The following is a 21,978-nucleotide window of genomic DNA, read 5'->3' as shown; positions in this document are numbered from 1 at the left end:
GCTCCCGTGTCAGGCCAGCCAGCGCTTGCGGCGGCGGTAGAACTTCATGTCGCGGAAGCTCTTGCGTCCGGCGCTGGAGACGCCCAGATAAAATTCCTTGACGTCTTCGTTGCTGGCCAGTTCCTGTGCTTGTCCCTCCATCACGACCCGTCCGTTTTCCAGGATGTAGCCGAAGTCGGCGTAGCGCAGCGCCACGTTGGTGTTCTGCTCGGCCAGCAGGAACGACACGTTTTCCTTGTGGTTCAGGTCCTTGACGATGCCGAAGATCTCTTCGACGATCTGGGGTGCGATGCCCATCGAGGGTTCGTCCAATAAAATCATCGACGGCTTGGCCATCAGTGCGCGGCCAATGGCGCACATCTGCTGCTCGCCGCCCGAGGTATAGCCGGCCTGGCTGCTGCGCCGTGTTTTCAGGCGCGGGAAATAGTGGTACACCTTCTCCAGCGCGTCTTTCAGCTCGCCGCGCGACAGGCTGCGCGTGTAGGCGCCGGTCAAGAGGTTTTCCTCGATGGTCAGGTGGCCGAAACAGTGGCGTCCTTCCATCACTTGCGACAGGCCCCGCTTGACCAGTTCATTCGGCGTCAATTGATCCACGCGTTCGCCCTTGAACTGGACCTCGCCCTTGGTGACGTCGCCGCGTTCGCCGCGCAGCAGGGTCGAGATGGTTTTCAGGGTGGTCGACTTGCCGGCGCCGTTGGCGCCCAATAGCGCCACGATCTTGCCTTGCGGCACTTGCAGTGACACGCCCTTCAGGACCAGGATCACGTGGTCGTAGATGACTTCGATATTGTTCACCGACAGGTAGGGCGGTGGGGTGTCTGGTGTTTGCGTGGCAGTGGGTGTCATGGCTGCTTCGTTTTCATGTGATGTTGGTGCTTGTCGGATTACGCTACGCTAATCCGACCTACGTGGATGCGGCGTAGGTCGGATCAGGCCGCAGGCCGTAATCCGACACCACCCCGAAAGCCGCTTACTTCATGCACGCCGGCGTGATCTTCTTCTCTTCGGCATACTTGCCTGACGATTCCTCGACCAGCTTGCGCACCAGGGCCTTGTCGCCGACGATCCACTTTGGCGTGATGGCAGTCCATTTCTTGCCATCCCACTGCTGCACCTTCACGGCGCCCGAACCTTCATGATCGTCGCAGCTGGTCTTCACGGTGGGGAACATGCCCAGCGCGCCGACGGCCTTCTGGCGCGCGTCGTCGACGTTCAGGTTTTCCAGGCCCCAGCGCATTTGCTCGCCCGTGACCGGCTTGCCCTTGCCGAATTTTTCCTGCGCCACGCGGATCGCTTCCACCCACAGGATGCCGGCCGTCACGCCGCGCATGTGGTAGACGGAGCCGATGCGCGACTGGTCGGACAGGTTGCCCTTGCCGGACGCGTAGAGTTTTTTGCGGATGTCGTCGAGCACGGGGTAGTTGCCTGGCGTATTGAATGTCATCGCCGTGTAGCCCTTGGCCGCGTCACCCGATGGAATCGTGTCTTCCTCGGAGCCGGCCCACCAGACGCCCAGCATCTTGTCGCGCGGGAAGCCGTTGCGCTGCGCCGTCTTGATGGCAACGGAGTTCATCACGCCCCAGCCCCACAGGATCACGTGGTCCGGCTTGGCCTGGCGGATTTGCAGCCATTGCGATTGCTGTTCGCTGCCTGGCGGCGCGACGGGAATTTTCACCAGCTCGAAGCCGTACTGTTTCGACAGGGCTTCGAGCACAGGCAGCGGCTCCTTGCCAAAGGCCGAATCGTGGTACAGGTGGACGATTTTTTTCCCTTTCAGCTTGTCCATGCCGCCATCCTTGTCGCCCAGGTATTTGATCATGGCAGCGGCCTGGCTCCAGTAGCTGGAGATCAGCGGATAGACGTAGGGGAAGACCTTGCCGTTGGCGGCGTCCGAGCGGCCGTAGCCGATCATCGTCATGGGGATCTTGTCTTGCGCCACGCGGTCCAGAATGCCGTAGGCGACGCCCGTGGACAGGGTTTCGACCAAAGTGGCGCCGCCCTGCTTGGTTTTCAGGCGTTCATAGCATTCGACGCCGCGCGAAGGGTTGTATTCGGTTTCGCATTCTTCCCAGCTGATCTTGACGCCATTGACGCCGCCGGCCTGGTTGACCAGGTTGAAGTAATCGATGATGCCGCCGTAGAAACCGGAACCGCCGGCCGCGTAAGGACCTACGCGGTAGGACGGCAGGGCGATGTACTGTTCCTTGTCCTGCGCCTGCGCGCTGCCGGCCATGGTGAGTGCTGCACTGGCGATGGCGGCGGCCAGCATGAGCGATTTGATGTGTTTCATTGTGTGTCTCCTCTTGTTTTATTTGATTTCAAGTCAACCGACATCAGACTGCAAGGTACAAATTCTTAGTGCGGGAAAGGCCAGAGGCGCAATTTCTCCTTCGCGATCTGCCACAGCCTGGCCAGGCCGTGCGGTTCGACGATCAGGAAGAAGATGATCAGCGCGCCGAACACCATCAGTTCCAGGTTCGAGGCCACGCTGGTCGGTAGTGCCAGACCATGCGCGATGGTGTTCAGGAAGACGGGCAGCAGTACGATGAAAGCCGCGCCCAGGAAGGAGCCGAGAATGGAGCCGACGCCGCCGATGATGATCATGAACAGGATGCGGAAGGACAGATCCAGGTTGTATGCTTCCGGTTCCACCGTGCCCAGGTATGCATACGCATACAGGGCGCCCGCCACGCCGCAGTAAAACGAGCTGACGGCGAAAGCCAGCAGCTTGGTGCGCATCAATCTGAAACCGATCACCTCGGCGGCCATGTCCATGTCGCGTACGGCCATCCACGAGCGGCCCACGTTCGAACGGATCATGTTCTTGGCCAGCAGCGCCATGCCGGCCACGATAGCCAGTACCAGCAGGTATTTGCTTTGCGGCGTATCGAACTGGTAGCCGAGGATGGTCATTTTCTGTACCGTGATCACACCCGAGGAGCTGTAGTTGGTCAGGTACGGGATCTTGGTCAGGCACCAGACGACGAAAAACTGCGTCGCCAGCGTGGAGGCGGCCAGATAAAAGCCGCGGATGCGCAGGGAGGGCAGGCCGAAGGCGATGCCCACCATGGCCGCGCACAGGCCGCCCAGGATGAACGACACCAGAAGTGGTAATCCAGGCAGGCGGGCCATGAAGTTATACGAGGCAAATGCCCCCACGGCCATGAAGGCGGCCGTGCCCAGCGACAGCTGGCCTGCGTAGCCGGTCAGGATGTTCAGGCCCAGTGCCGCCAGCGCGAAGATCAGGAAGGGAATCAGGATCGCCGACAACATGTAGGGCGAGGCAAAATACGGCAGGAGGAAGACGGCGACAAGCAGCGTGGCCGTCAGCGCCAGGCGGTCCTGGCGGATCGGGAAAATCTGGTTGTCAGCCTGGTAGCTGGTCTTGAATTGTCCTGCTTCACGGTAAATCATGGCGAGTCCTTTGCGATGGAGCGGTAGCGTTGTGCGTCGTGTGCATGGTGCGGCGGTGCGGCGTCAGATGCGCCGGATGATCTTCTCGCCAAACAGGCCTTCCGGGCGCACCAGCAGGAACAGCAGGGCCAGCACATACGGGAACCAGCCTTCGATGCCGCCGCCCACCATGGGGCCCAGGTAGACTTCGGCCAGCTTTTCCGATGCGCCGATGATCAGGCCACCGACGATGGCGCCCGGCACCGAGGTAAAGCCGCCGAGGATCAGCACCGGCAGCGCTTTCAAGGCGATGAAGGTGAGGGCGAACTGCACGCCGTTGCGCGCGCCCCACAGCAAGCCTGCCACCATGGCCACCAGGCCCGCCACGCCCCACACCACGGCCCAGATGCGCTGCAGCGGGATGCCGACCGCCAGTGCTGCCTGGTGGTCGTCGGCGACGGCGCGCAGGGCGCGGCCCACCTTGGTTTTCGAAAACAGCAGGGCCAGGCAGATCACCAGCAGTGCGCAAATGCCGGCCGCCATCAGGTCGAACTGCGAAATGTTGATGTCGAAGCGGTCCATCAGGAACTGCATTGGCACGTCTTCGATGGGCAAGTCCAGCTTGTGCACTTGCGAGCCCCACATCAGCTGCGCCAGACCCTCGATGAAAAAGGTCAGGCCGATGGTGGCCATGAACAGCGTGATTTCCGGCTGGTTGACGAGGGGCCGCAAGACCACCCTTTCAATCGCCATGCCCAACACGATCATGGTGAGCATCGTCAGCGGGATGGCCAGCCATAGCGACAGGCCGAACTTGTCCATGATGCCGACGCAGGTGAGGGCGGCGAAAAATACCATCGCCCCCTGCGCAAAATTGAACACGCCCGAGGCCTTGTAGATCAGGACAAAACCAATCGCCACCAGCGCGTACATGACGCCCGACAGCAGGCCGCCGATCAGCACTTCAAAGAAAAAATTGATATTCATACGGTGTCCAATGCGTCTTAGTGGGCCACGCCGAGATAGGCGTTGATGACATCCTGATTGCTGCGCACCTCGTCGGGCGTGCCGTCGCCGATCTTCTTGCCGTAGTCGAGCACCACCACGCGGTCAGAGATATCCATCACCACGCCCATGTCGTGCTCGATCAGTACGATGGTCGTGCCCAGCTGGTCGTTGACGTCGAGGATGAAGCGGCACATGTCCTGCTTTTCTTCCACGTTCATGCCGGCCATCGGTTCATCCAGCAGCAGGATTTCCGGTTCGGCCACCAGCGCGCGGCCCAGCTCCACCCGCTTTTGCAGGCCATAGGGCAGGCGCCCCACGGGCGTCTTGCGGATGGCCTGGATTTCCAGGAAGTCGATGATCTCCTCGGCCTTTTTGCGGTGCTCGATTTCCTCGCGCCGCGCCGGACCCCAGTACAGGGCTTGCAAGAGGAAATTCGACTTCATCTTCAGGTTACGCCCCGTCATGATGTTATCGAGCACCGTCATGCCCTTGAACAGGGCGATGTTCTGGAAGGTGCGCGCGATGCCGGACTTGGCGGCCGCGTAGCAATCCATGCCGCGCCGGTGCTCGCCCCGGTAAATGATCTCGCCCTGCTGCGGGCGGTACACGCCGTTGATCACGTTCAGCATCGAGCTCTTGCCGGCGCCGTTCGGGCCGATGATGGCGCGGATTTCATGCTGTTTCACGTCAAACGAGATGTCGGTCAGCGCTTTCACGCCGCCAAACGACAGCGAGATGTTCTTCAGGTCGAGGATCACGGGCCCCGTCTTGCGGGCCGTGCCGAAATGGGCGTCGGGTTCGTTCATTTGCATCGTGCTGTGCTCCATCATGCGGCCAGGCCCTGGGGCCGATACGTTTTGCTGTCCCAGATCTGCAGGTCGGCGCTGGTCGAACCGGTGCGGCCGTCCTCGAATTTCACCTGGGTCTCGATGTATTGCGTTGCCTTGCCTTCATACAGGGCGGAAATGAGCACCGCGTACTTTTCAGCGATGAATTTGCGGCGCACCTTGCGCGTGCGCGTCAGTTCGTCGTCGTCCGGGTCGAGTTCCTTGTGCAGCACCAGGAAGCGGTGCACCTGCGTGCGGTCCATCAAGGGGTCGGCCGCCAGTTCCGCGTTGACTTGCTCGATGCAGTCGCGGATCAAGCCGTAGGTTTCGGCGCGCGCCGCCAGATCGGTGTAGCCGGCATACGCGATGCCGCGCCGCTCGGACCAGTTGCCCACCGCTTCGATGTCGATGTTGATGAAGGCGCACACCTGGTCGCGCGCATGGCCGAAGGCCACCACTTCCTTGATGAAGGGGAAAAACTTGAGCTTGTTTTCGATGTAGTTGGGCGCGAAGATGGCGCCGCACGTCAGCTTGCCGACGTCGGCCGCGCGGTCGATGATTTTCAGGTGGCCTTCGCTATCAAACACGCCAGCGTCTCCCGTATGGAAGTAGCCGTCGGCATCGATCACTTCGGCAGTGGCATCGGGACGCTTGAAGTAGCCGCTCATGGTGGCCGGCGACTTCACCAGCACTTCGCCATTGGCCGCCAGTTTGACTTCCACGCCCGGTGCTGGCAAGCCCACGCTGTCGAACTTGATATTGCCATCCGGCTGCAGACACACATAGGCGCAGGTTTCGGTGGAACCGTACAACTGCTTGAGATTGACGCCGATGGAACGGTAGAAGCGGAACAGGTCGGGGCCGATGGCGGCGCCGGCCGTATAGGCGACGCGCACGCGCGACAGTCCCAGCACGTTTTTCAGGGGGCCGTAGACCAGCAGTTCGCCCAGCTTGTAGCTGAGGCGGTCCGCCAGCGACACGGGCTTGCCATCCAAAATCTGCGCGCCGCAGCGCTTGGCCACGTCCATGAAATGGCTGAACATGTGTCGCTTGATGCTGCTGGCGTCTTCCATGCGTATCATCACGCTGGTGAGCATGTTCTCGAACACGCGCGGCGGGGCAAAGTAGCAGGTGGGGCCGATTTCGCGCATGTCGATCATCACTGTGTCGCCCGATTCGGGGCAGTTGACGGTGAAGCCGGCAACCATGGCTTGCGCCAGCGAAAACAGGCAGTCGCCCACCCACGCCATGGGCAGGTAGGACAGGATGTCTTCGTCGTCTGTGAGCTTGTCGAAGGCCACGCCGCCTTCGCCGGCGGCCAGCAGCGCTGTATGGCTCTGGCATACGCCCTTCGGCTTGCCCGTGGTGCCCGAGGTGTACAGGATGACGGCCGAATCGTGGCCAGCGCCGGCTTCCACCTGGGCCTCATAGAAGCCGGGATGTTCGCGGTCGTAGGCCCTGCCGAGCACCTGCAGGGCGGCAAAGGACGTTAGCTCCGGCTGGCGGTAATGGCGCATGCCCCGTTCATCGTCGTAGGCGATGTGGGCAATGTGCGGGTACAGCGCTTTCAGTTCGAGCAGCTTGTCGACCTGCTCCTGGTCTTCGACGATGGCGTAGCGGATTTCCGCGTCCTGCAGTACGTAGGCCATGTCGGCGGCCGGCGCGTCCTGGTACAGGGGCACGGGCACGCCGCCCAGGCTTTGCGCGGCCAGCATGGCCCAGTACAGGCGGGGACGGTTGTCGCCGATGATGGCCAGGTTCATGCCGCGCCGGAAGCCGATGGCAGCCAGGCCGCAGGCCAGGGCGCGCACCTCGTCGTTAACCTCCAGCCAGGTCCAGGTTTGCCAGATACCCAGATGTTTTTCGCGAAATGCGGGCTTGTCGGATCGTACTGTCCCGTGTTGCAATAAGCGCCGCGGAAAAGTCGGCATCGTTGCTGTGGTAGTCGTTTGCACCAGTGTCTCCCTGTTGCTTGTCTCAGGCTCCATCTCGTTGGATGGCGCTCTGTGTTTTTATGTGTAAGGCGTTTGTGCAATGATAGTAGCTTGCGTTAGTTTGCCAAGTTGTCTTTTCGGGGACATTTACCCACTTTTCGATGGTGCATCGCACAATGACCTACCCTGATATCAGTTTGAAGGATGCCGTGCGCGCGGCCAACTGGGCGCAGCTGCTCGATCGCGTGCAAATGGCCCGGGTCGAGGCGGATGTGTTTGAAACCTTCGTGCCGAAAGGCGGTTTTGTCTGCCGCAAGGGCGAGCCGGTGGATAACTGGATCGGCGTCATCAGCGGCATGGTCAAGATGAATAATTTTTCCGCCTCCGGCAAGGCCATGACCTTCATCGGCGTGCCGCCCGGCAGCTGGTTTGGCGAAGGTTCATTGCTGAAGAATGAAATCCGCAAATACGACACCATGGCCCTGCGCGACACGCGCGTGGCGCGCCTGCCCGGCGCCACTTTCCACTGGCTACTGGAAACGAGTCTGCCATTCACGCGTTTCCTGTTGATGCAGCTGAACGAGCGCCTGGGCCAGTTCATCGGCATGGTGGAAAACGAGCGCTTGCTTGACCTGAACACGCGCGTGGCGCGCTGCCTGGCCTCGATGTTCAACTCGCACCTGTACCCTGGCGTCGATACGCTGGTGCAGTTGTCGCAGGAAGAGATTGGCCTGTTGTCGGGGTCCTCGCGCCAGCGCGCCAACCAGGCCTTGCAGGTGCTGGAAAAGAAAGGCTTGCTGCGCCTCGATTATGGCGGCATCCGCGTGCTGGACCTGGAAGGCTTGCGCCGCTACGAGGCCGATGATGGCGAATGAGGTCTCGCTCGACGACGTGCGGCACCTGACGGAACAGCACTATCAATCGTTCCTGCAGGCGCGCCTGGCCGGCGCAAAGGCGCTGGCGCGGCTGGATGCGGCGATGCAGGCACGCCATGCCCTGCTGCCCATGCCGATTACCCTGAGCGAACTGGCCTTGCTGCCGCAGTTGCGCGACGCCTCCTTGCTGGCGCTTGCCAGCTCGCCGCACAGCGTTCACTGGAGCCGCGACGACATCGGCGCCACGGATCCCGCGCAGGTATTGGCCGACGACGCGGCGTATGCGGATTTTTCGCGCGCCATCCTGGAAGAAGCGGCTGCGCACATCGCGGCCATCCATGCCGGCCAGCTGCCGTATGTGGCCGATGCGGCCTTCGCTACGGCCGATTCCGGCGTGCTGGCGCGCGCCGCGCGAGTGGCTGCCTACCGCGACGAGGGCTGGTTCGCGCCCGTCATCGCCACCTTGCTGCCGCAGGTGTGCGTGGCGCCCGGCACGGCCAAAAGCGCGCCGTCGCAGTCGCTGGCCATGGCCCTGGGCCATGGCGTGGAAACCATCCCGACGCAGGCCAGTGTGCAAGCCCTGCGCACAGCGCTGGAGCAGGTGCGCCACGCGGGCATCAGGAAAAAACTCGAACGCAACCTGAAACCGGCTGAAAAGGCGTTGCGGGTGCGCAGTGCCTTACCCGGGCTAATCGGGGTATCATAGGCGCTTCCCAGCACCGCTCTTTTCGTCCCCATGCAGACACCTGACCAAGCCACTCCCGCCTCCCGTTTGTCGCAACTGCGCAGCGCCATGCACGCGCAGCGCATCGACGCCTGCATCGTGCCATCGGCTGACCCGCATCTGTCCGAGTACCTGCCGGCCCGCTGGCAGGGCCGCGAGTGGCTGTCCGGCTTCACGGGTTCCGTCGGCACCCTGGTCGTGACGCAGGATTTTGCCGGCGTGTGGACCGATGGCCGCTACTGGGAACAGGCGGAAGACGAACTGGCCGGCAGCGGCATCGTCCTGAAAAAAATCCCCTCGGGCGCCAGCGTGCTGTATATCGACTGGCTGGGCGAGACCATGCAGCCGGGGCAGACGGTGGCCGTCGACGGCGCCGTGCTGGGCCTGGCCAATGCGCGCCTGCTGCAGCAGGCGCTGGGCGCGCAAGTGACCCTGCGCACGGACACCGATGTGCTGCAAGCCGTGTGGCCAGAGCGCCCGGCCATGCCCGCCGCGCCTGTGGTCGAGCATGCGGCCGGGTATCCATCGCTGTCGCGCACGGAAAAACTGGCGGCCCTGCGCGCCGGCATGGCGGCACACGGCGCCAGCCACCATGTGATTTCCACCCTCGACGATATCGCCTGGCTGTTCAATCTGCGCGGCGCGGACGTGAACTACAACCCCGTCTTCCTCGCGCATGCGCTGGTGGGTCCCGAGCGCGCCACCCTGTTCGTCGCCGACGGCAAGCTGCCCGCCGCGCTGCGCGCCACGCTGGAGAACCAAGGTGTGGACGTGGCCGCGTATGACCGCACAGCGGCCGCGCTGGCCGCCCTGCCTGATAGCGCTACCTTGCTGCTCGATCCGCGCCGCATCACGTTCGGCACGCGCCAGGCCGTGCCCGAGGGCGTGCGGGTGGTCGAGGCCATCAACCCGACCACCCTGGCCAAGTCGCGCAAGACGGATGCCGAAGCGGCGCACGTGCGCGCCACCATGGAACAGGACGGCGCAGCCCTGTGCGAGTTTTTCAGCTGGCTCGATGCCACTCTGGCCGACCCGCAGCGTGCACCGTTGACGGAGATCGGCATCGACGAACACCTGACGGCCGCCCGCGCCCGCCGCACCGGTTTTGTCAGCCCCAGCTTCGGCACCATCGCCGGCTTCAATGCGCATGGCGCCATCATGCATTACCACGCGCATGCGGGCACGGAAGCGACAATCGAAGGCGACGGCTTGCTGCTGATCGACTCGGGCGGCCAGTATTGGGGCGGCACCACGGATATCACACGGGTGGTCCCCGTCGGCACGATCACGGCCGAGCACAGGCGCGATTTCACCCTGGTCTTGCGCAGCATGATCGCCCTGTCGCGCGCGCAGTTTCCGCGCGGCGTGAAGTCGCCCATGCTCGATGCGATTGCGCGCGCACCGCTGTGGGCCGAGGGCATCGACTTTGGCCATGGCACAGGGCACGGCGTGGGCTTTTTCCTGAATGTCCATGAAGGCCCGCAATCGATTTCCCAGTCTGCCATGCCGGAGCCGCAGACAGCCATGGAGACAGGCATGATCACCTCCATCGAACCGGGCATCTACCGTCCCGGCCAGTGGGGCATCCGCATCGAAAACCTGGTGCTCAACGTCCCCGCTGCGTCTTCGCAGTTCGGCGACTTCCTGCGTTTTGAAACGTTGACCCTGTGCCCGATCGACACGCGCTGCGTGGAACGGTCGCTGCTGCGCGACGACGAGGCGGCCTGGCTCAACGACTACCACGCCACCGTGCGCGCGCGCCTGTCGCCGCACTTGGCGGGCGACGCGCTGGCATGGCTGGAACAGCGCACGGGAGCCATCTGATGCGCTCGACCCGCGCCACTTCCGCCATCGAGCGGCTCAAGGAACGCACCGGCCACCGCCTCTACACGATGGCGCGCACGGGCGATGAACTGTTTTTCCTCACCGAAGGCCCGGGCTTGCCGCCCCTGTGCCCGCCGCTGGAGCTGGATGCCTTTGTCGCCTTCGTGAATGGGCTGGGACCGCAAAAGGCGCGCCGCGTCAGCAAGCTCGACGTGGCGTTTGAAAAGCAGCTGACCAAAAAGCCCTAGATGCCGACCATCGACTTCCTGCGCGCCTACTGGTCGCCGGCCGAGCTGGCGACGAATGGCGTGATCCTGCTGAACCTGCTTGGCGCGCTGCTGCTGGGCTTGCTTGTGGGTTACGAGCGTTCATATCACGGGCGCGCGGCGGGCATGCGCACCTACAGCCTGGTCTGCATGGCCTCGGCGGCGCTGACGGTGCTGGGCGGCTATCCCGAGTTCTGGTACGGAGGCCATGGCGCCATCGTCGGCAGCGACCCCACACGTGTCATCCAGGGTATCGTCACGGGCGTGGGCTTTCTGGGCGCGGGCGTCATCATGCGCGAGGGCTTCAATATCAGCGGCCTGACGACGGCTGCCTCGATCTGGGCCTCGTCCGTGATCGGCATCATGGTCGGGATCGGCTTTTATCTGTCGGCCATGGGGCTGGCCTTCCTGTGCGCGATGGCGATGATTTTTCTGTCAAAATTGGAGAACTGGCTGCCGTCGCGCCACGCAGTGGCCATCACCATGCGCTTCAAGCAAGGTTTTGTTCCGCGCGAAGATGCGTTGCGGCGCATGGCCGCCAAGCGCGGTTATGACATTGCCGGCGGTTCGCTGACGATCGGCAGCACCGACGGCATGCAGGAATGGCGCTTTGTCGCCATCGCGCATGGCAAGAATACCGGCGCCAGCCTGTCGGCCATGTCGGCCGAACTGGCCGCCTTCGAAGGCATCGCCGGCTTCCAGCTGTCGCACGCACGCAACTGAAAAGGATGGACATGGACGCACAGGCCCAAGACGTACTCGATTTCTGGTTCCTGCCGCCGGATAACCCTGGCTACGGCCAGTCGCGCATGGAATGGTTTCGCAAGGATGACGCCTTCGACGCGCGGATAGGTGCGCGTTTCGGCGCGCTGATCGATGCGGCCGTCGAGGGCGGCTTGCGCGCGTGGAACGCGACGCCGCTCGGCGCGCTGGCGCACCTTATCGTGCTCGATCAGTTCACGCGCAATGTGTACCGTGGCACGCCGCGCGCCTTTGCCGGCGATAGCCAGGCGCTGGCGCTGGCCCTCGCCTTGACGCAAGCAGGGCAGGACCAGCAGCTGCCGCCGATGCTGCGCGCCTTCGCCTACCTGCCGTTCGAACACGCGGAAGACCTGGCCATGCAGGCGCGCGCCGTCGAGCTGTTCCAGCTGCTGTCGCAGGCGCAGCCCGGTTTTGAAAGCATGCTCGATTATGCGCAGCGTCACCAGGAAGTGATCGCCCGCTTTGGCCGCTTCCCCCACCGTAACGCCATTCTCGGCCGGCCCTCCACGCCGGAAGAAGTGGAGTTCCTGCGCCAGCCCGGTTCCAGCTTTTAGGTAGTCATGAACGTCACCCTGAATATCATCGGCGCCGGCCATGTGGGCCGCGTGCTGGGCCGCCTGTTCGCCGGCGTGGAAAGTACGAACGGCGGAAAAATCCTGGTGCAGGACGTGCTGACGCGCTCGTTGACGTCGGCGCAGGCGGCCGTGGATTTCATGGACGCCGGCACCGCCGTCGCCAGCTATGCGGCCTTGCGGCGCGCCGACGTCACCATGCTGGCTGTGGCGGACGACCAGATCGGCCCGGCCTGCGCGGCGCTGGTGGCCGAGGGACGCCAGGCGGGCGCCATCGTGTTCCACTGCAGCGGTGCGCTGGCCTCCAGCGTGCTGCTGGCGGCCACGCAGGCCGGTGCATCGGTGGCCAGCGCGCACCCGATCCGCAGCTTTGCCGACCCGCAGCAGGTGGCCGCCACCTTTGACGGCACGTTTTGCGGCGTTGAAGGCGATCCGCTGGCGCTGGCCTTCCTCACGCCAGCCTTGATCGCCATCGGAGCGCGTCCCGTGCCCATCGATCCGGCCGCCAAGACCCTGTATCACGCCGCTGCCGTCTTCGCCAGCAATTACCTGGTGACCGTGCTCGATGCCGCGCTGCGCGCCTACCAGGCGGCCGGCATCCCGGAACCGGTGGCGCGCGAACTGGCGCAGCCCCTGGTGACGGAAGCGGTGGCCAATGTATTTCGCCTGGGCGCCGCGCCCGCGCTGTCCGGCCCCATCGCACGAGGGGACTCGGCCACCGTGCAACGCCAGCAGATGGCAGTGCAAAGCTGGGATGCCGCCACGGGCGAGTTGTACCGCGCGCTGGTGGCGCCCACGCAAGATCTGGCAAGGCGCAAGCGCGAGGGATGAATCAGGCGGCGTGCACGCCGTTGCGTCCCTGCTGTTTTGCCTGATACAGCGCGCTGTCGGCGCGTGAAAAGAAAGCTGACTCGCTTTCGTCGGGCCGGTATTCGGCCACGCCCAGGCTGATCGTCACGGGTAGCTGCGGCTCGGGCAGGCCGAAATCGTGCTCCTCGACGGCGGCGCGCAGGCTTTCCGCCACTTCCACCGCTTTGGCCAGGCTGCAGTTATTCAGCAGCACCAGGTATTCCTCGCCGCCCCAGCGCGTGATGACATCGCTTTCGCGTACGGTGGCGCGCGCCACGTCGGCCACGCCACGGATGACCTTGTCGCCCCACAGGTGGCCGTGGGTATCGTTGACGCGCTTGAAAAAATCGATGTCGAACAGGATGGCCGACATCGGTTGCGCCGTGCGCTTGGACAAGAGCATGGCGCGCTGGAACAGCAATTCCAGCGATTGGCGGTTCAGCAAGCCCGTCAGCGCATCCGTCGAGGCGATGCGTTCGATGCGGCGCTGGTAGCGGTTCACCGTCAGCAAGGTCAGCACCAGTACCAGCAGGGTCACGCCAAAGCTGATGGCCAGATTCAGGATGAACACGCCCTGCAGCGACTTGACTTCGTCGCTGACATTCTGCTCGACCACCAGGTACCAGCCCAGTTCGGGAATGAAACGCGAGTTGACGAGGATTTGCGCGTGGCCCAGCTGGTACGACAGATGCGTCGGTGCGCTCTGGTGGTTGATGATCTGGTCTGCAATGGCGTTTACGCCTGGCAATTTGCGGATGTTGCCGTGACCTTCGCGCATGGTCTTGCCCGATAGCACCAGGGTGCCTGCGCCGTCGACAAAATAGATGTTGCGGTGGAAGCGTACCTGGTAGCGGTCGATGATGTGGCTCATGGTGTCCAGGGTCAGGCCAATGCCGGTGGCGCCGATGAACTGGCCGTTGTAATCGACCACGCGATGGTTGATGAAGATGGTCATGCTGTCACGGTTGGCCATGTCCACATCGACATTGGTTTCATAATCGGTGCTGTCCATGGCGCGCACGCGGTAGTACCAGATGTCGCGCGTTGCTTCCGGGCTGACGGATTTCAGGGTGCCTTCCGCATAATAGTATTTGCTGCTCTTGTCCGAGACGAGAAAGCTGGTGATGGCGCCGTACTTCTTCTTGACTTCGGCCAGGTAGCGCACGATCTGCGCCGGCTTGCTTTCGCCGGCGAGTATCCAGTCGCGCACGAAGGTGTCGTGCGCCATCAGCGACGAGATGAAGACGGGGCGCAGCATGTCCTTCTGGATTTCGGAATAAATATTGTCGCCCGTCAGAGGCAAGGTCTGGTCGGCGATGCCATGTTCGATGGCCTGGCGCGAGGCCAGATAGCTGGCCAGGCTGGTGGCCATGAAGCCCGCGCCCAGGATCAGGGTCAGGAGGATGAGCAAGCGGTACTTGATCGACAGAAGGCGCATGGAGACGAGGAAGTGGCAGGCGGGAAGGCAATCTTTACGCTAGCCAAAAGTATGCAGCAGGCCGGGTATTGGCGCAATGATAACTGGCTTTATTGATAATTTACGCTTGTGTATGCAACAAGATAACCACGACTTACCAAATAAAAGTGCCGATTTGTCGACAAAGATGCAAATTAGCAATAAGATTTGACGAGGGGAATCATTGCGCACCGCCCCTGTCTTGCCGCCCGTTTTCGGCGCAGGACATCACGCGCAGGGAGTGTTGTATGTTATTTTTAAAGAGTACGTCTGTCAGCAAGGCCCCCGGCATTTATGAAGTCGACATCGCCGCCAAACCACCTGGCAAGACCTTTGGTGTTTTCCTCGCCACCGATCCCGATCATCCACCGCATGCCTTGCTGGGACAATTGAAGGCGCTCGGCTACGAGAACACCTATAGTTCGCCCTACCTGCACAAGGATGCGGGCAAGGTGCTGGACCTGCATTTCCAGAAGGATGGCACGGATATCTTCAAGGGCTGGAAAACCGAAGAATGCACGCATAACCTGGCAGCCATCACTGCCCTGTTCGAGGAGCACGGCATCACTATCGCGCCGCGTGTCATGTCGATGGCCGAAGCCTACGCCTGATTGGCGTTGTCGATAGTTTCAACCCACCTCCACGCCGATGTGATACAGCGCCCACGGGCAACTGGCGAAACGCTGGGCCAGGGGCAGCGCCGCCACGGCTGCGATGCGGTCGGCATCATGGATGGCCCATAGCGGCCCCAGGCCGCCCAGCGCCATCGCCTGCCCGTCCAGGTGGGTGGCGACAATAAAGCGCTGGGTGCGCGCCTGTACCACGGTTAGCGCCGCCGCATAGCCATCCACGGCGCGCAGCAGCAGGCGTACATTATCTCCCTCCGGGGCGCCCGCCTCCTTCAAGACATCGACCAGCAGCGGCCCACGCAGGGCATGCGCCTTGCCGTCGTATTCCAGGGTGGGGTGGATGGTGCGCGCCGGCAAGTTCGCCAGCGCCGCGAAGTCGAAGGCCCGCGCCCGTTCAAAACTGATCTTTTGCTTGTGCATCATCTGGTCGCGCACGGCGTCGAAGGGGCCACGGTTGGGCTTGTCTATGCTGCCTGTGATGGTCAGCAGGGCAGGACCGCGCGGGCCGGCGGGCGCCGACCGGGCGATGGCGGGCAGGGCCGCAGCGGCCATGCCGGCGGCGAGAAACTGGCGTTTGTGCATGCACCTCTCCTCTTGACTGAAAAACGCTAATGCTCTTAAGTCTATCTTAAGTTCGCTCAACGGTGCGTATTTTATGGTTATTGTCAGTTTGGAATGTTCACTTACATCTTGTCACAGTTCTTACGGGATCGAGAAAGACGTAGCTTTTTCCGGCTGTTAATGTGTAGTCATCGCACTTCGCTGAACTGCGAATCCAGGCATGTCAACTAATTGAGAGAGAGAACATGATGAAGAAGAAAATCCTGTTTGCAATGATCGCTTCTGTTACCGCACTGACCGGCATGAGCGCCGCGCACGCCGAAGGCGCCTATGTGGGTGCTGGCGTCACGGGCAACCGTTATAACTTCGATATTCCTGGCGCCACCAGCGCTGATAACCACAGCGGCTACAAGGCAGGCGCCAAGATCTTCGCCGGTTACGATTTCGATAAGACCTGGGCGGTCGAGGGCGGCTATGCCGATTTCGGCAGCAAGGATTACAGCTATGTCACCGGTGCCGGCAACGGTTCCGTGAAAAGCGACTCGCACGGCTACTACCTGGCCGGCAAGGCCACCATGCCGGTGACCGACAAGGTCGGCGTGTTCGGCAAGCTCGGTGTGGCCAAGGTCAAGAATAGCTTGAGCGGCACGGGCCTGTCGACCGGCATCAGCGGCAACGACAAGACGGGCGTGTACGCTTCCGTCGGTGCCCAGTACGCGATCAACGAGAAAGTCTCGCTGACGGCGGAAGTGGAACACTTCGGCAAGAGCGCCGACCAGGGCCGCAAGGCTACGGGGCTCGCTTTAGGCGCACGCTACAACTTCTAATGGTTTAGACGTTTGCTGAAAAAAAAGGCAGTTACCGCGAGGTAACTGCCTTTTTGCGTGATCCGACGTGAAACTTACGTCGTCAGCGGTTTGTAGCGGATGCGCTTCGGCTTCGCGCCTTCTTCACCCAGGCGTTTTTTCTTGTCGGCTTCGTATTCCTGATAGTTGCCGTCAAAGAAGGTGACCTGCGAATTGCCTTCGAACGCCAGGATGTGCGTGGCGATACGGTCGAGGAACCAGCGATCATGCGAAATGACCATGACGCTTCCGGCAAATTCCAGCAAGGCATCTTCCAGCGCGCGCAAGGTTTCCACGTCCAGATCGTTCGACGGTTCATCGAGCAGGAGGACGTTGCCGCCCATCAGCAGGGTTTTGGCCAGGTGCAGACGTCCCCGTTCACCGCCGGACAGGTTGCCGACCATTTTCTGCTGGTCCGAACCCTTGAAGTTGAAGCGGCCCAGGTAGGCGCGCGACGGCATTTCGAAGCGGCCCACGGTCAGCATGTCGGCGCCGCCGGACACATCTTCAAAGACGGACTTGTTGTCTGCCAGCGAATCGCGGTTCTGGTCGACGATGGACACGCGCGCCGTCTGGCCGATGGCCACTTCGCCGCTGTCCGGCTGTTCCTTGCCTGTAATCATCTTGAACAAGGTCGACTTACCGGCGCCGTTGGGGCCGATGATGCCGACGATGGCGCCTGGCGGCACGGTGAAGCTCAGGTTATCGATCAGCAAACGGTCGCCGAACGCTTTCGACACGTTCTTGAACTCGATGACGTCATTGCCCAGGCGTTCGGCCACGGGAATGAAGATCTCCTGCGTTTCGTTGCGTTTCTGGTATTCGTGCTCGGACAGCTCGTTGAAGCGGGCCAGGCGGGCTTTCGACTTGGCCTGGCGCGCTTTCGGGTTTTGGCGCGACCATTCCAATTCCTTCTGCAGCGCCTTCTGGCGTGCCGATTCCGTCGATTCCTCCTGCTTCAGGCGGGCTTGCTTCTGCTCCAGCCAGGTCGAGTAATTGCCTTTCCATGGAATGCCGCTGCCGCGGTCCAGCTCCAGGATCCACTCGGCCGCGTTGTCGAGGAAGTAGCGGTCATGGGTGATGGCCACCACGGTGCCAGGGAAGCGCAACAGGAATTGTTCCAGCCAGTCCACCGATTCCGCATCCAGATGGTTGGTCGGCTCGTCGAGCAGCAGCATGTCGGGCTTGGACAGCAACAGCTTGCACAGCGCCACGCGGCGCTTTTCACCGCCGGACAGCACGCCGACCTTGGCGTCCCATGGCGGCAGGCGCAGCGCGTCGGCGGCCATTTCCAGCTGCAAATTCAAATTGCCGCCGTCCGACGTCGAGATGATCGCTTCCAGGCGTGCCTGTTCCGTGGCCAGGGCGTCGAAATCGGCGTCTTCCTCGGCATACGCGGCGTACACGGCTTCCAGCTTGGCTTGCGCTTCAAACACTTCACCCAGGCCCGATTCGACTTCCTGGCGCACGGTTTTTTCCGGATCCAGTTGCGGTTCCTGCGGCAGGTAGCCGATGTTCAGGCCCGGCATCGGCACGGCTTCGCCCTGGATGTCGGTGTCGATGCCTGCCATGATTTTCAGCAGGGTCGATTTGCCGGAACCATTCAGGCCCAGCACGCCGATCTTCGCGCCTGGGAAGAAGGAGAGGGAAATATCTTTCAGAATCTGGCGCTTGGGCGGGACGATTTTGCCCACGCGATTCATGGTGTAGACGTAATTTGCCATTAGAAATCTCGGGTGATATACAAAGACGGACAGGATACGGTAAACGCCCGCTTCCGGCCAGCGCTGCGCGCTGCGAAAACGGACGCCTGGGGCAAGTCTAGGCGCTGGCGCGTGCCTTGCGGGTTGTCCACAGCCCTTCGGCCGCGTACAGGGCGAGCGCCGTCCAGATGATGAGGAAGCCCAGCATGCGCTCGGGCGTGAACGACTCGTGGAAGATCCACACGCCGATCAGCAGCTGGCCCGTGGGGGCGATGTATTGCAGTAAGCCCAGCACGGCCAGCGGCAGGCGGCGCGCACCGGCGGCAAACAGCAGCAGGGGAATGGCCGTGATGGGGCCGGACGCCAGCAGCAGGGCGCGCGTGGCGGACGAGTCAGTATTGACGAAGCCGCTCTGGCCATGCCATGCCAGCCACAGCATGTAGGCCAGCGCCAGGGGAAACAAAATCAATGTTTCGAATGACAGGCCTTCCAGCGCGCCGAGCGCGGCCGTCTTGCGCAGCAAGCCATAGCCGCCGAAGCTGGCCGCCAGCAGCAGGGCGATCCACGGCACTTGCCCCGCCTGCCAAGTCAGCCAGGCCACGCCGCAGGCGGCCAGGCCGATGGCCAGCCACTGCAGGCGGCGCAAGCGCTCGTGCAGCAGCAAAAAGCCCAGCATGACATTGATCAGGGGCGTTATAAAGTAGCCGAGGCTGGCGTCGACCACGTGGCCGTTGTTGACGGCCCAGATATAGATGAACCAGTTAGCGGACAGCAAAAACGCACTGGCGACGAAACTGGCCACGACCTTCGGCTGCGCTCTCAGGCTGCCTAGCCAGCGCCACTGGCGGCGCACGGTCAGCACGATGCCCAGGAACAACAGTGACCAGACCATGCGGTGCGCCAGGATTTCCTGCGGCGCGATTTCATCGATGGCATGGAAATACAGGGGGAACAGGCCCCAGCACAGGAAGGCGAGGGAGGCGTACAACATGCCTGGATTCATGATGGTCTTCGCTGGAGAGTAGACAGTCTGTCATTATGGCTGAAAACATCTGGGGCTGCCCGGCGCCGCTGACGAGGCGTAGAATGGCAACAAATCAATGGCCGCAAGCCCGCGCAGCAAGGCGGAGCGGCACAAAACCACGACTTTGGGGCAGCTGCAGAACCATGCAAAAATACTCTTGCTATTTGCTAATACCTATCATATTGTGCGATGCAACAAAACAAAAACGGGTGCAATCTTGACGTCGGAACACAAAAAAAGCAGCCTGGTCGGCTTGACACTGGCTGCCGTCGGCATCGTTTACGGCGATATTGGCACCAGTCCGCTGTATACCCTGAAGACGGTCTTCGACCCTGCCCACGGCCTGGCGGTCACGCATAACAACCTGCTGGGCATCGTCTCGCTGATCTTCTGGGGCCTGACCCTGATCGTCTCGCTCAAGTACGTGACCCTGGTGCTGCGTGCCGACAACCGCGGCGAGGGCGGCATCATGGCCCTGATGGCACTGGTGCTGTCATCCGTCAGCAAGTCGTCGCGCTGGCATGTGCCGCTGATGGTGATCGGTGTCTTTGGCGCCACCCTGTTCTATGGCGACAGCGTGATCACGCCCGCCATTTCCGTGCTGTCGGCCATCGAAGGCCTGGAAGTGGCCACGCCCGCCTTCAGCCCGTATGTGGTGTGGCTGACGATCGCCGTCCTGGTGGCACTGTATTCGGTGCAGTCGCATGGTACGGCTGGCATCGGCCGCTTCTTCGCGCCCATCATGCTGATATGGTTTGTCGCGCTCGCCTGCATGGGCGTGGTCAATATCATCAAGTCGCCAGCCATCCTGGCCGCCGTCAATCCCCTGCACGCGGTGGCTTTCCTGCTGGACAATGGCCGCATCGCCTTCCTGTCGCTGGGCGCCGTAGTGCTGGCACTGACGGGCGCCGAGGCGCTGTACGCCGACATGGGCCACTTCGGCAAGAAGCCGATCCGCATGGCCTGGTTCCTGATCGCCTTTCCTGCGCTGGCGCTGAACTACCTGGGCCAGGGCGGGCTGCTGCTGGCGCACCCGGAAGCCATTTCCAATCCGTTCTACCAGCAGCTGGGCGCCTGGAGCGTGTACCCGCTGGTGATTTTGTCGACCATGGCCACCGTGATCGCCTCGCAGGCAACCATTTCCGGCACCTTCTCGATGACCAAGCAAGCCATCGCGCTGGGCTTTTTGCCGCGCATGCGCGTGCGCCACACGTCGGAAAGCGAAATCGGCCAGATCTACATCCCCGCCGTCAACTGGCTGCAGCTGGCCGTCGTACTGATGGCCGTGGTCGGTTTCGGTTCGTCTGAAAAGCTTGCCGCTGCCTACGGCATCGCCGTCACGGCCACCATGCTGGCGACAACGATCCTGACCTTCTTCGTCATCCGCTACCGCTGGAAGATGAATTTGCTGCTGTGCTGGGCTGCCACGGGCTTCTTCCTGATCATCGATGTGAACTTGTTCGCAGCCAGCTCCCTGAAGCTGTTCCACGGCGGCTGGTTCCCGCTGCTGCTGGGCGCCATCCTGTTCACCATCATGCTGACCTGGAAACGGGGCCGCCAGCTGGTGTTCCAGAACCTGGAAAAACACGCGATCCCGCTCAACGAATTCCTTTCGTCGCTATTCATTGCGCCGCCGCTGCGCGTGCCCGGCACGGCCATCTTCCTGCGCGGCGAGACGGATGGCGTGCCGCATGCGCTGTTGCATAACTTGCTGCACAACAAGGTGCTGCATGAGCGTGTCATTTTCCTCACCGTCTTCATGCATGAAGAGCCGTGGGTGGCGCCGTCCGAGCAGGTGCGCGTGGTGGACCTGGGCCACCAGTGTTTCCAGGTGAACGTGCATTACGGCTTCAAGGATGAACCGGACATTCCGGAGGCCCTGGCCCGCTGCGCGGATCAGGGGCTCGATTTCGAAATGATGGAAACGTCGTTCTTCATCGCGCGCCAGACCATCATCTCGACGCCGGGTGCCGGCATGATGCCGTGGCGCGAGCACCTGTTCGTCACCATGTCGCGCAATGCACGCACGGCGGCCGATTACTATCAGATCCCGAGCAACCGGGTGATCGAACTGGGCACGCAAGTGGAAATCTGAACAATGTGATAATTGTGTCAATGTTGCATTGGCGCATAAATTTAAGGGCTTGCTTACGTCTGCTTACAAATAGGGCGGGCGACTCCTGTTAAACTGCAGCCCGTACCGGTCCACACCGTACGGGCCTCAGTCACACACCAATTTTTAAAGGGAAACGATGAAATCGGTATTTCAATTGATCGCCACGCTCGCTTGCGCCGTGGCCCTGACCGCCTGCGGTGCTGCTGCCAACACCGAGAAGCCAGTCGTGCTCGACCCGAATACGCAAGTGAAAGAACTGGTCATTACCAATCCGGTGGTCGGCACCGGCACGGCAGCGGCAGCTGGCGATACCCTGACCGTGCTTTACACGGGCTGGCTGTATGACGCAAGCAAGCCGGACAACAAGGGCGCGCAGTTCGATGCGACCCAGGCGGGCACCGGATTTACCTTCCCTCTGGGTATCGGCCGGGTCATCCTGGGCTGGGACCGCGGCCTGGTCGGCATGCAGGTCGGTGGCACGCGCGTGCTGGCTATTCCGTATGACCTGGGCTATGGCAAGGTGGGTAGCCTGCCGAAGATTCCTGGCTACGCCGGCTTGCTGTTTGAAATTAAGCTTGTCGCCGTGACAAAAAAATAAGCACGTGCAGGG

21 protein-coding genes are annotated in these 21,978 nt (G+C 62.2%); 11 read left to right on the top strand and 10 right to left on the bottom strand.

The genetic code is table 11. The features are described from left to right. Positions 1–9: 9 nt before the first annotated feature. The 6 genes from ACQ4WZ_RS22220 to ACQ4WZ_RS22195 all read right to left on the bottom strand — a co-directional run bounded on the left by ACQ4WZ_RS22220 (position 10) and on the right by ACQ4WZ_RS22195 (position 7,159). Positions 10–846 (bottom strand): ABC transporter ATP-binding protein, encoded by an 837-nt coding sequence (locus ACQ4WZ_RS22220; RefSeq protein WP_071079964.1) that lies wholly within the window; start codon positions 844–846, stop codon positions 10–12. 124 nt (positions 847–970) lie between these two features. After that, entirely contained in the window at positions 971–2,290 is a 1,320-nt protein-coding gene (locus ACQ4WZ_RS22215) for an ABC transporter substrate-binding protein (protein ID WP_133988947.1), read from the bottom strand. A 65-nt stretch (positions 2,291–2,355) separates the two neighbouring features. Continuing rightward, complete coding sequence (locus tag ACQ4WZ_RS22210; protein WP_034752817.1) at positions 2,356–3,414, bottom strand: branched-chain amino acid ABC transporter permease; 1,059 nt, start codon at positions 3,412–3,414, stop codon at positions 2,356–2,358. 63 nt (positions 3,415–3,477) lie between these two features. Beyond that, positions 3,478–4,374 (bottom strand): branched-chain amino acid ABC transporter permease, encoded by an 897-nt coding sequence (locus ACQ4WZ_RS22205; protein WP_198521486.1) that lies wholly within the window; start codon positions 4,372–4,374, stop codon positions 3,478–3,480. A gap of 23 nt (positions 4,375–4,397) precedes the next feature. Then, positions 4,398–5,213, bottom strand: coding sequence for an ABC transporter ATP-binding protein (locus ACQ4WZ_RS22200; protein WP_029496076.1), 816 nt, complete (start codon positions 5,211–5,213; stop codon positions 4,398–4,400). Positions 5,214–5,227: 14 nt separating this feature from the next. After that, positions 5,228–7,159, bottom strand: a complete 1,932-nt coding sequence (locus tag ACQ4WZ_RS22195; RefSeq protein WP_133993127.1) for an AMP-binding protein — start codon at positions 7,157–7,159, stop codon at positions 5,228–5,230. 179 nt (positions 7,160–7,338) lie between these two features. Here ACQ4WZ_RS22195 and ACQ4WZ_RS22190 point away from each other — a divergent pair, with 179 nt between their 5' ends. The 7 genes from ACQ4WZ_RS22190 to ACQ4WZ_RS22160 are packed head-to-tail and all read left to right on the top strand — an operon-like array spanning position 7,339 to position 13,016. Further along, positions 7,339–8,037, top strand: a complete 699-nt coding sequence (locus ACQ4WZ_RS22190; RefSeq protein ID WP_133988946.1) for a Crp/Fnr family transcriptional regulator — start codon at positions 7,339–7,341, stop codon at positions 8,035–8,037. Continuing rightward, a complete protein-coding gene (locus ACQ4WZ_RS22185) occupies positions 8,024–8,743 on the top strand; it encodes a hypothetical protein (protein WP_436574545.1) in 720 nt (239 codons plus the stop codon). The genes ACQ4WZ_RS22190 and ACQ4WZ_RS22185 overlap by 14 nt, the downstream gene beginning before the upstream one ends. Before the next feature lie 30 nt (positions 8,744–8,773). Next, positions 8,774–10,585: an aminopeptidase P family protein gene (locus ACQ4WZ_RS22180; RefSeq protein ID WP_101483405.1), complete on the top strand. Its 1,812-nt coding sequence runs from the start codon at positions 8,774–8,776 to the stop codon at positions 10,583–10,585. After that, complete coding sequence (locus tag ACQ4WZ_RS22175) at positions 10,585–10,833, top strand: hypothetical protein (protein ID WP_071079957.1); 249 nt, start codon at positions 10,585–10,587, stop codon at positions 10,831–10,833. The genes ACQ4WZ_RS22180 and ACQ4WZ_RS22175 overlap by 1 nt, the downstream gene beginning before the upstream one ends. Beyond that, positions 10,834–11,574, top strand: a complete 741-nt coding sequence (locus tag ACQ4WZ_RS22170; protein WP_101483406.1) for an MgtC/SapB family protein — start codon at positions 10,834–10,836, stop codon at positions 11,572–11,574. It abuts the gene before it with no gap. Positions 11,575–11,579: 5 nt separating this feature from the next. Further along, positions 11,580–12,167, top strand: coding sequence for a DUF924 family protein (locus tag ACQ4WZ_RS22165; protein WP_436574544.1), 588 nt, complete (start codon positions 11,580–11,582; stop codon positions 12,165–12,167). 6 nt (positions 12,168–12,173) lie between these two features. Further along, positions 12,174–13,016 carry a Rossmann-like and DUF2520 domain-containing protein gene (locus ACQ4WZ_RS22160; RefSeq protein ID WP_436574543.1) on the top strand — a complete coding sequence of 281 codons (843 nt, stop codon included), beginning with the start codon at positions 12,174–12,176 and terminating at the stop codon, positions 13,014–13,016. Position 13,017: 1 nt separating this feature from the next. On the opposite strand, the gene ACQ4WZ_RS22155 is transcribed toward ACQ4WZ_RS22160, so the two are convergent. Further along, positions 13,018–14,472: a sensor domain-containing diguanylate cyclase gene (locus ACQ4WZ_RS22155; protein ID WP_436574542.1), complete on the bottom strand. Its 1,455-nt coding sequence runs from the start codon at positions 14,470–14,472 to the stop codon at positions 13,018–13,020. Between the two features lie 266 nt (positions 14,473–14,738). Between ACQ4WZ_RS22155 and ACQ4WZ_RS22150 the strand changes: the two genes are divergently transcribed. After that, positions 14,739–15,101 carry a hypothetical protein gene (locus tag ACQ4WZ_RS22150; RefSeq protein ID WP_101483410.1) on the top strand — a complete coding sequence of 121 codons (363 nt, stop codon included), beginning with the start codon at positions 14,739–14,741 and terminating at the stop codon, positions 15,099–15,101. An 18-nt stretch (positions 15,102–15,119) separates the two neighbouring features. On the opposite strand, the gene ACQ4WZ_RS22145 is transcribed toward ACQ4WZ_RS22150, so the two are convergent. Continuing rightward, entirely contained in the window at positions 15,120–15,701 is a 582-nt protein-coding gene (locus ACQ4WZ_RS22145) for a putative pterin-binding protein (RefSeq protein ID WP_133988940.1), read from the bottom strand. Positions 15,702–15,925: 224 nt separating this feature from the next. Between ACQ4WZ_RS22145 and ACQ4WZ_RS22140 the strand changes: the two genes are divergently transcribed. Next, positions 15,926–16,507, top strand: a complete 582-nt coding sequence (locus ACQ4WZ_RS22140) for a porin family protein (RefSeq protein WP_034752848.1) — start codon at positions 15,926–15,928, stop codon at positions 16,505–16,507. Between the two features lie 74 nt (positions 16,508–16,581). On the opposite strand, the gene ettA is transcribed toward ACQ4WZ_RS22140, so the two are convergent. Continuing rightward, the gene (ettA, locus tag ACQ4WZ_RS22135) at positions 16,582–18,249 is read right to left on the bottom strand and encodes an energy-dependent translational throttle protein EttA (protein WP_034783756.1); all 1,668 of its coding nucleotides are present in this window, start codon (positions 18,247–18,249) and stop codon (positions 16,582–16,584) included. Between the two features lie 97 nt (positions 18,250–18,346). Beyond that, on the bottom strand, positions 18,347–19,231 hold the full coding sequence (gene rarD / locus ACQ4WZ_RS22130; protein WP_436574541.1) for an EamA family transporter RarD: 885 nt from the start codon (positions 19,229–19,231) through the stop codon (positions 18,347–18,349). A gap of 238 nt (positions 19,232–19,469) precedes the next feature. Here rarD and ACQ4WZ_RS22125 point away from each other — a divergent pair, with 238 nt between their 5' ends. Together ACQ4WZ_RS22125 and ACQ4WZ_RS22120 are read left to right on the top strand one after the other, a co-directional pair. Beyond that, the gene (locus ACQ4WZ_RS22125) at positions 19,470–21,347 is read left to right on the top strand and encodes a potassium transporter Kup (protein ID WP_101484802.1); all 1,878 of its coding nucleotides are present in this window, start codon (positions 19,470–19,472) and stop codon (positions 21,345–21,347) included. Positions 21,348–21,504: 157 nt separating this feature from the next. Then, entirely contained in the window at positions 21,505–21,966 is a 462-nt protein-coding gene (locus ACQ4WZ_RS22120; protein WP_101483413.1) for an FKBP-type peptidyl-prolyl cis-trans isomerase, read from the top strand. Positions 21,967–21,978: the final 12 nt, after the last annotated feature.

The sequence above is a fragment of the Janthinobacterium darwini genome, from assembly GCF_051380905.1.
Classification (GTDB): Bacteria; Pseudomonadota; Gammaproteobacteria; order Burkholderiales; family Burkholderiaceae_D; genus Janthinobacterium.
This window is presented reverse-complemented; position numbering and strand designations above follow the sequence as displayed.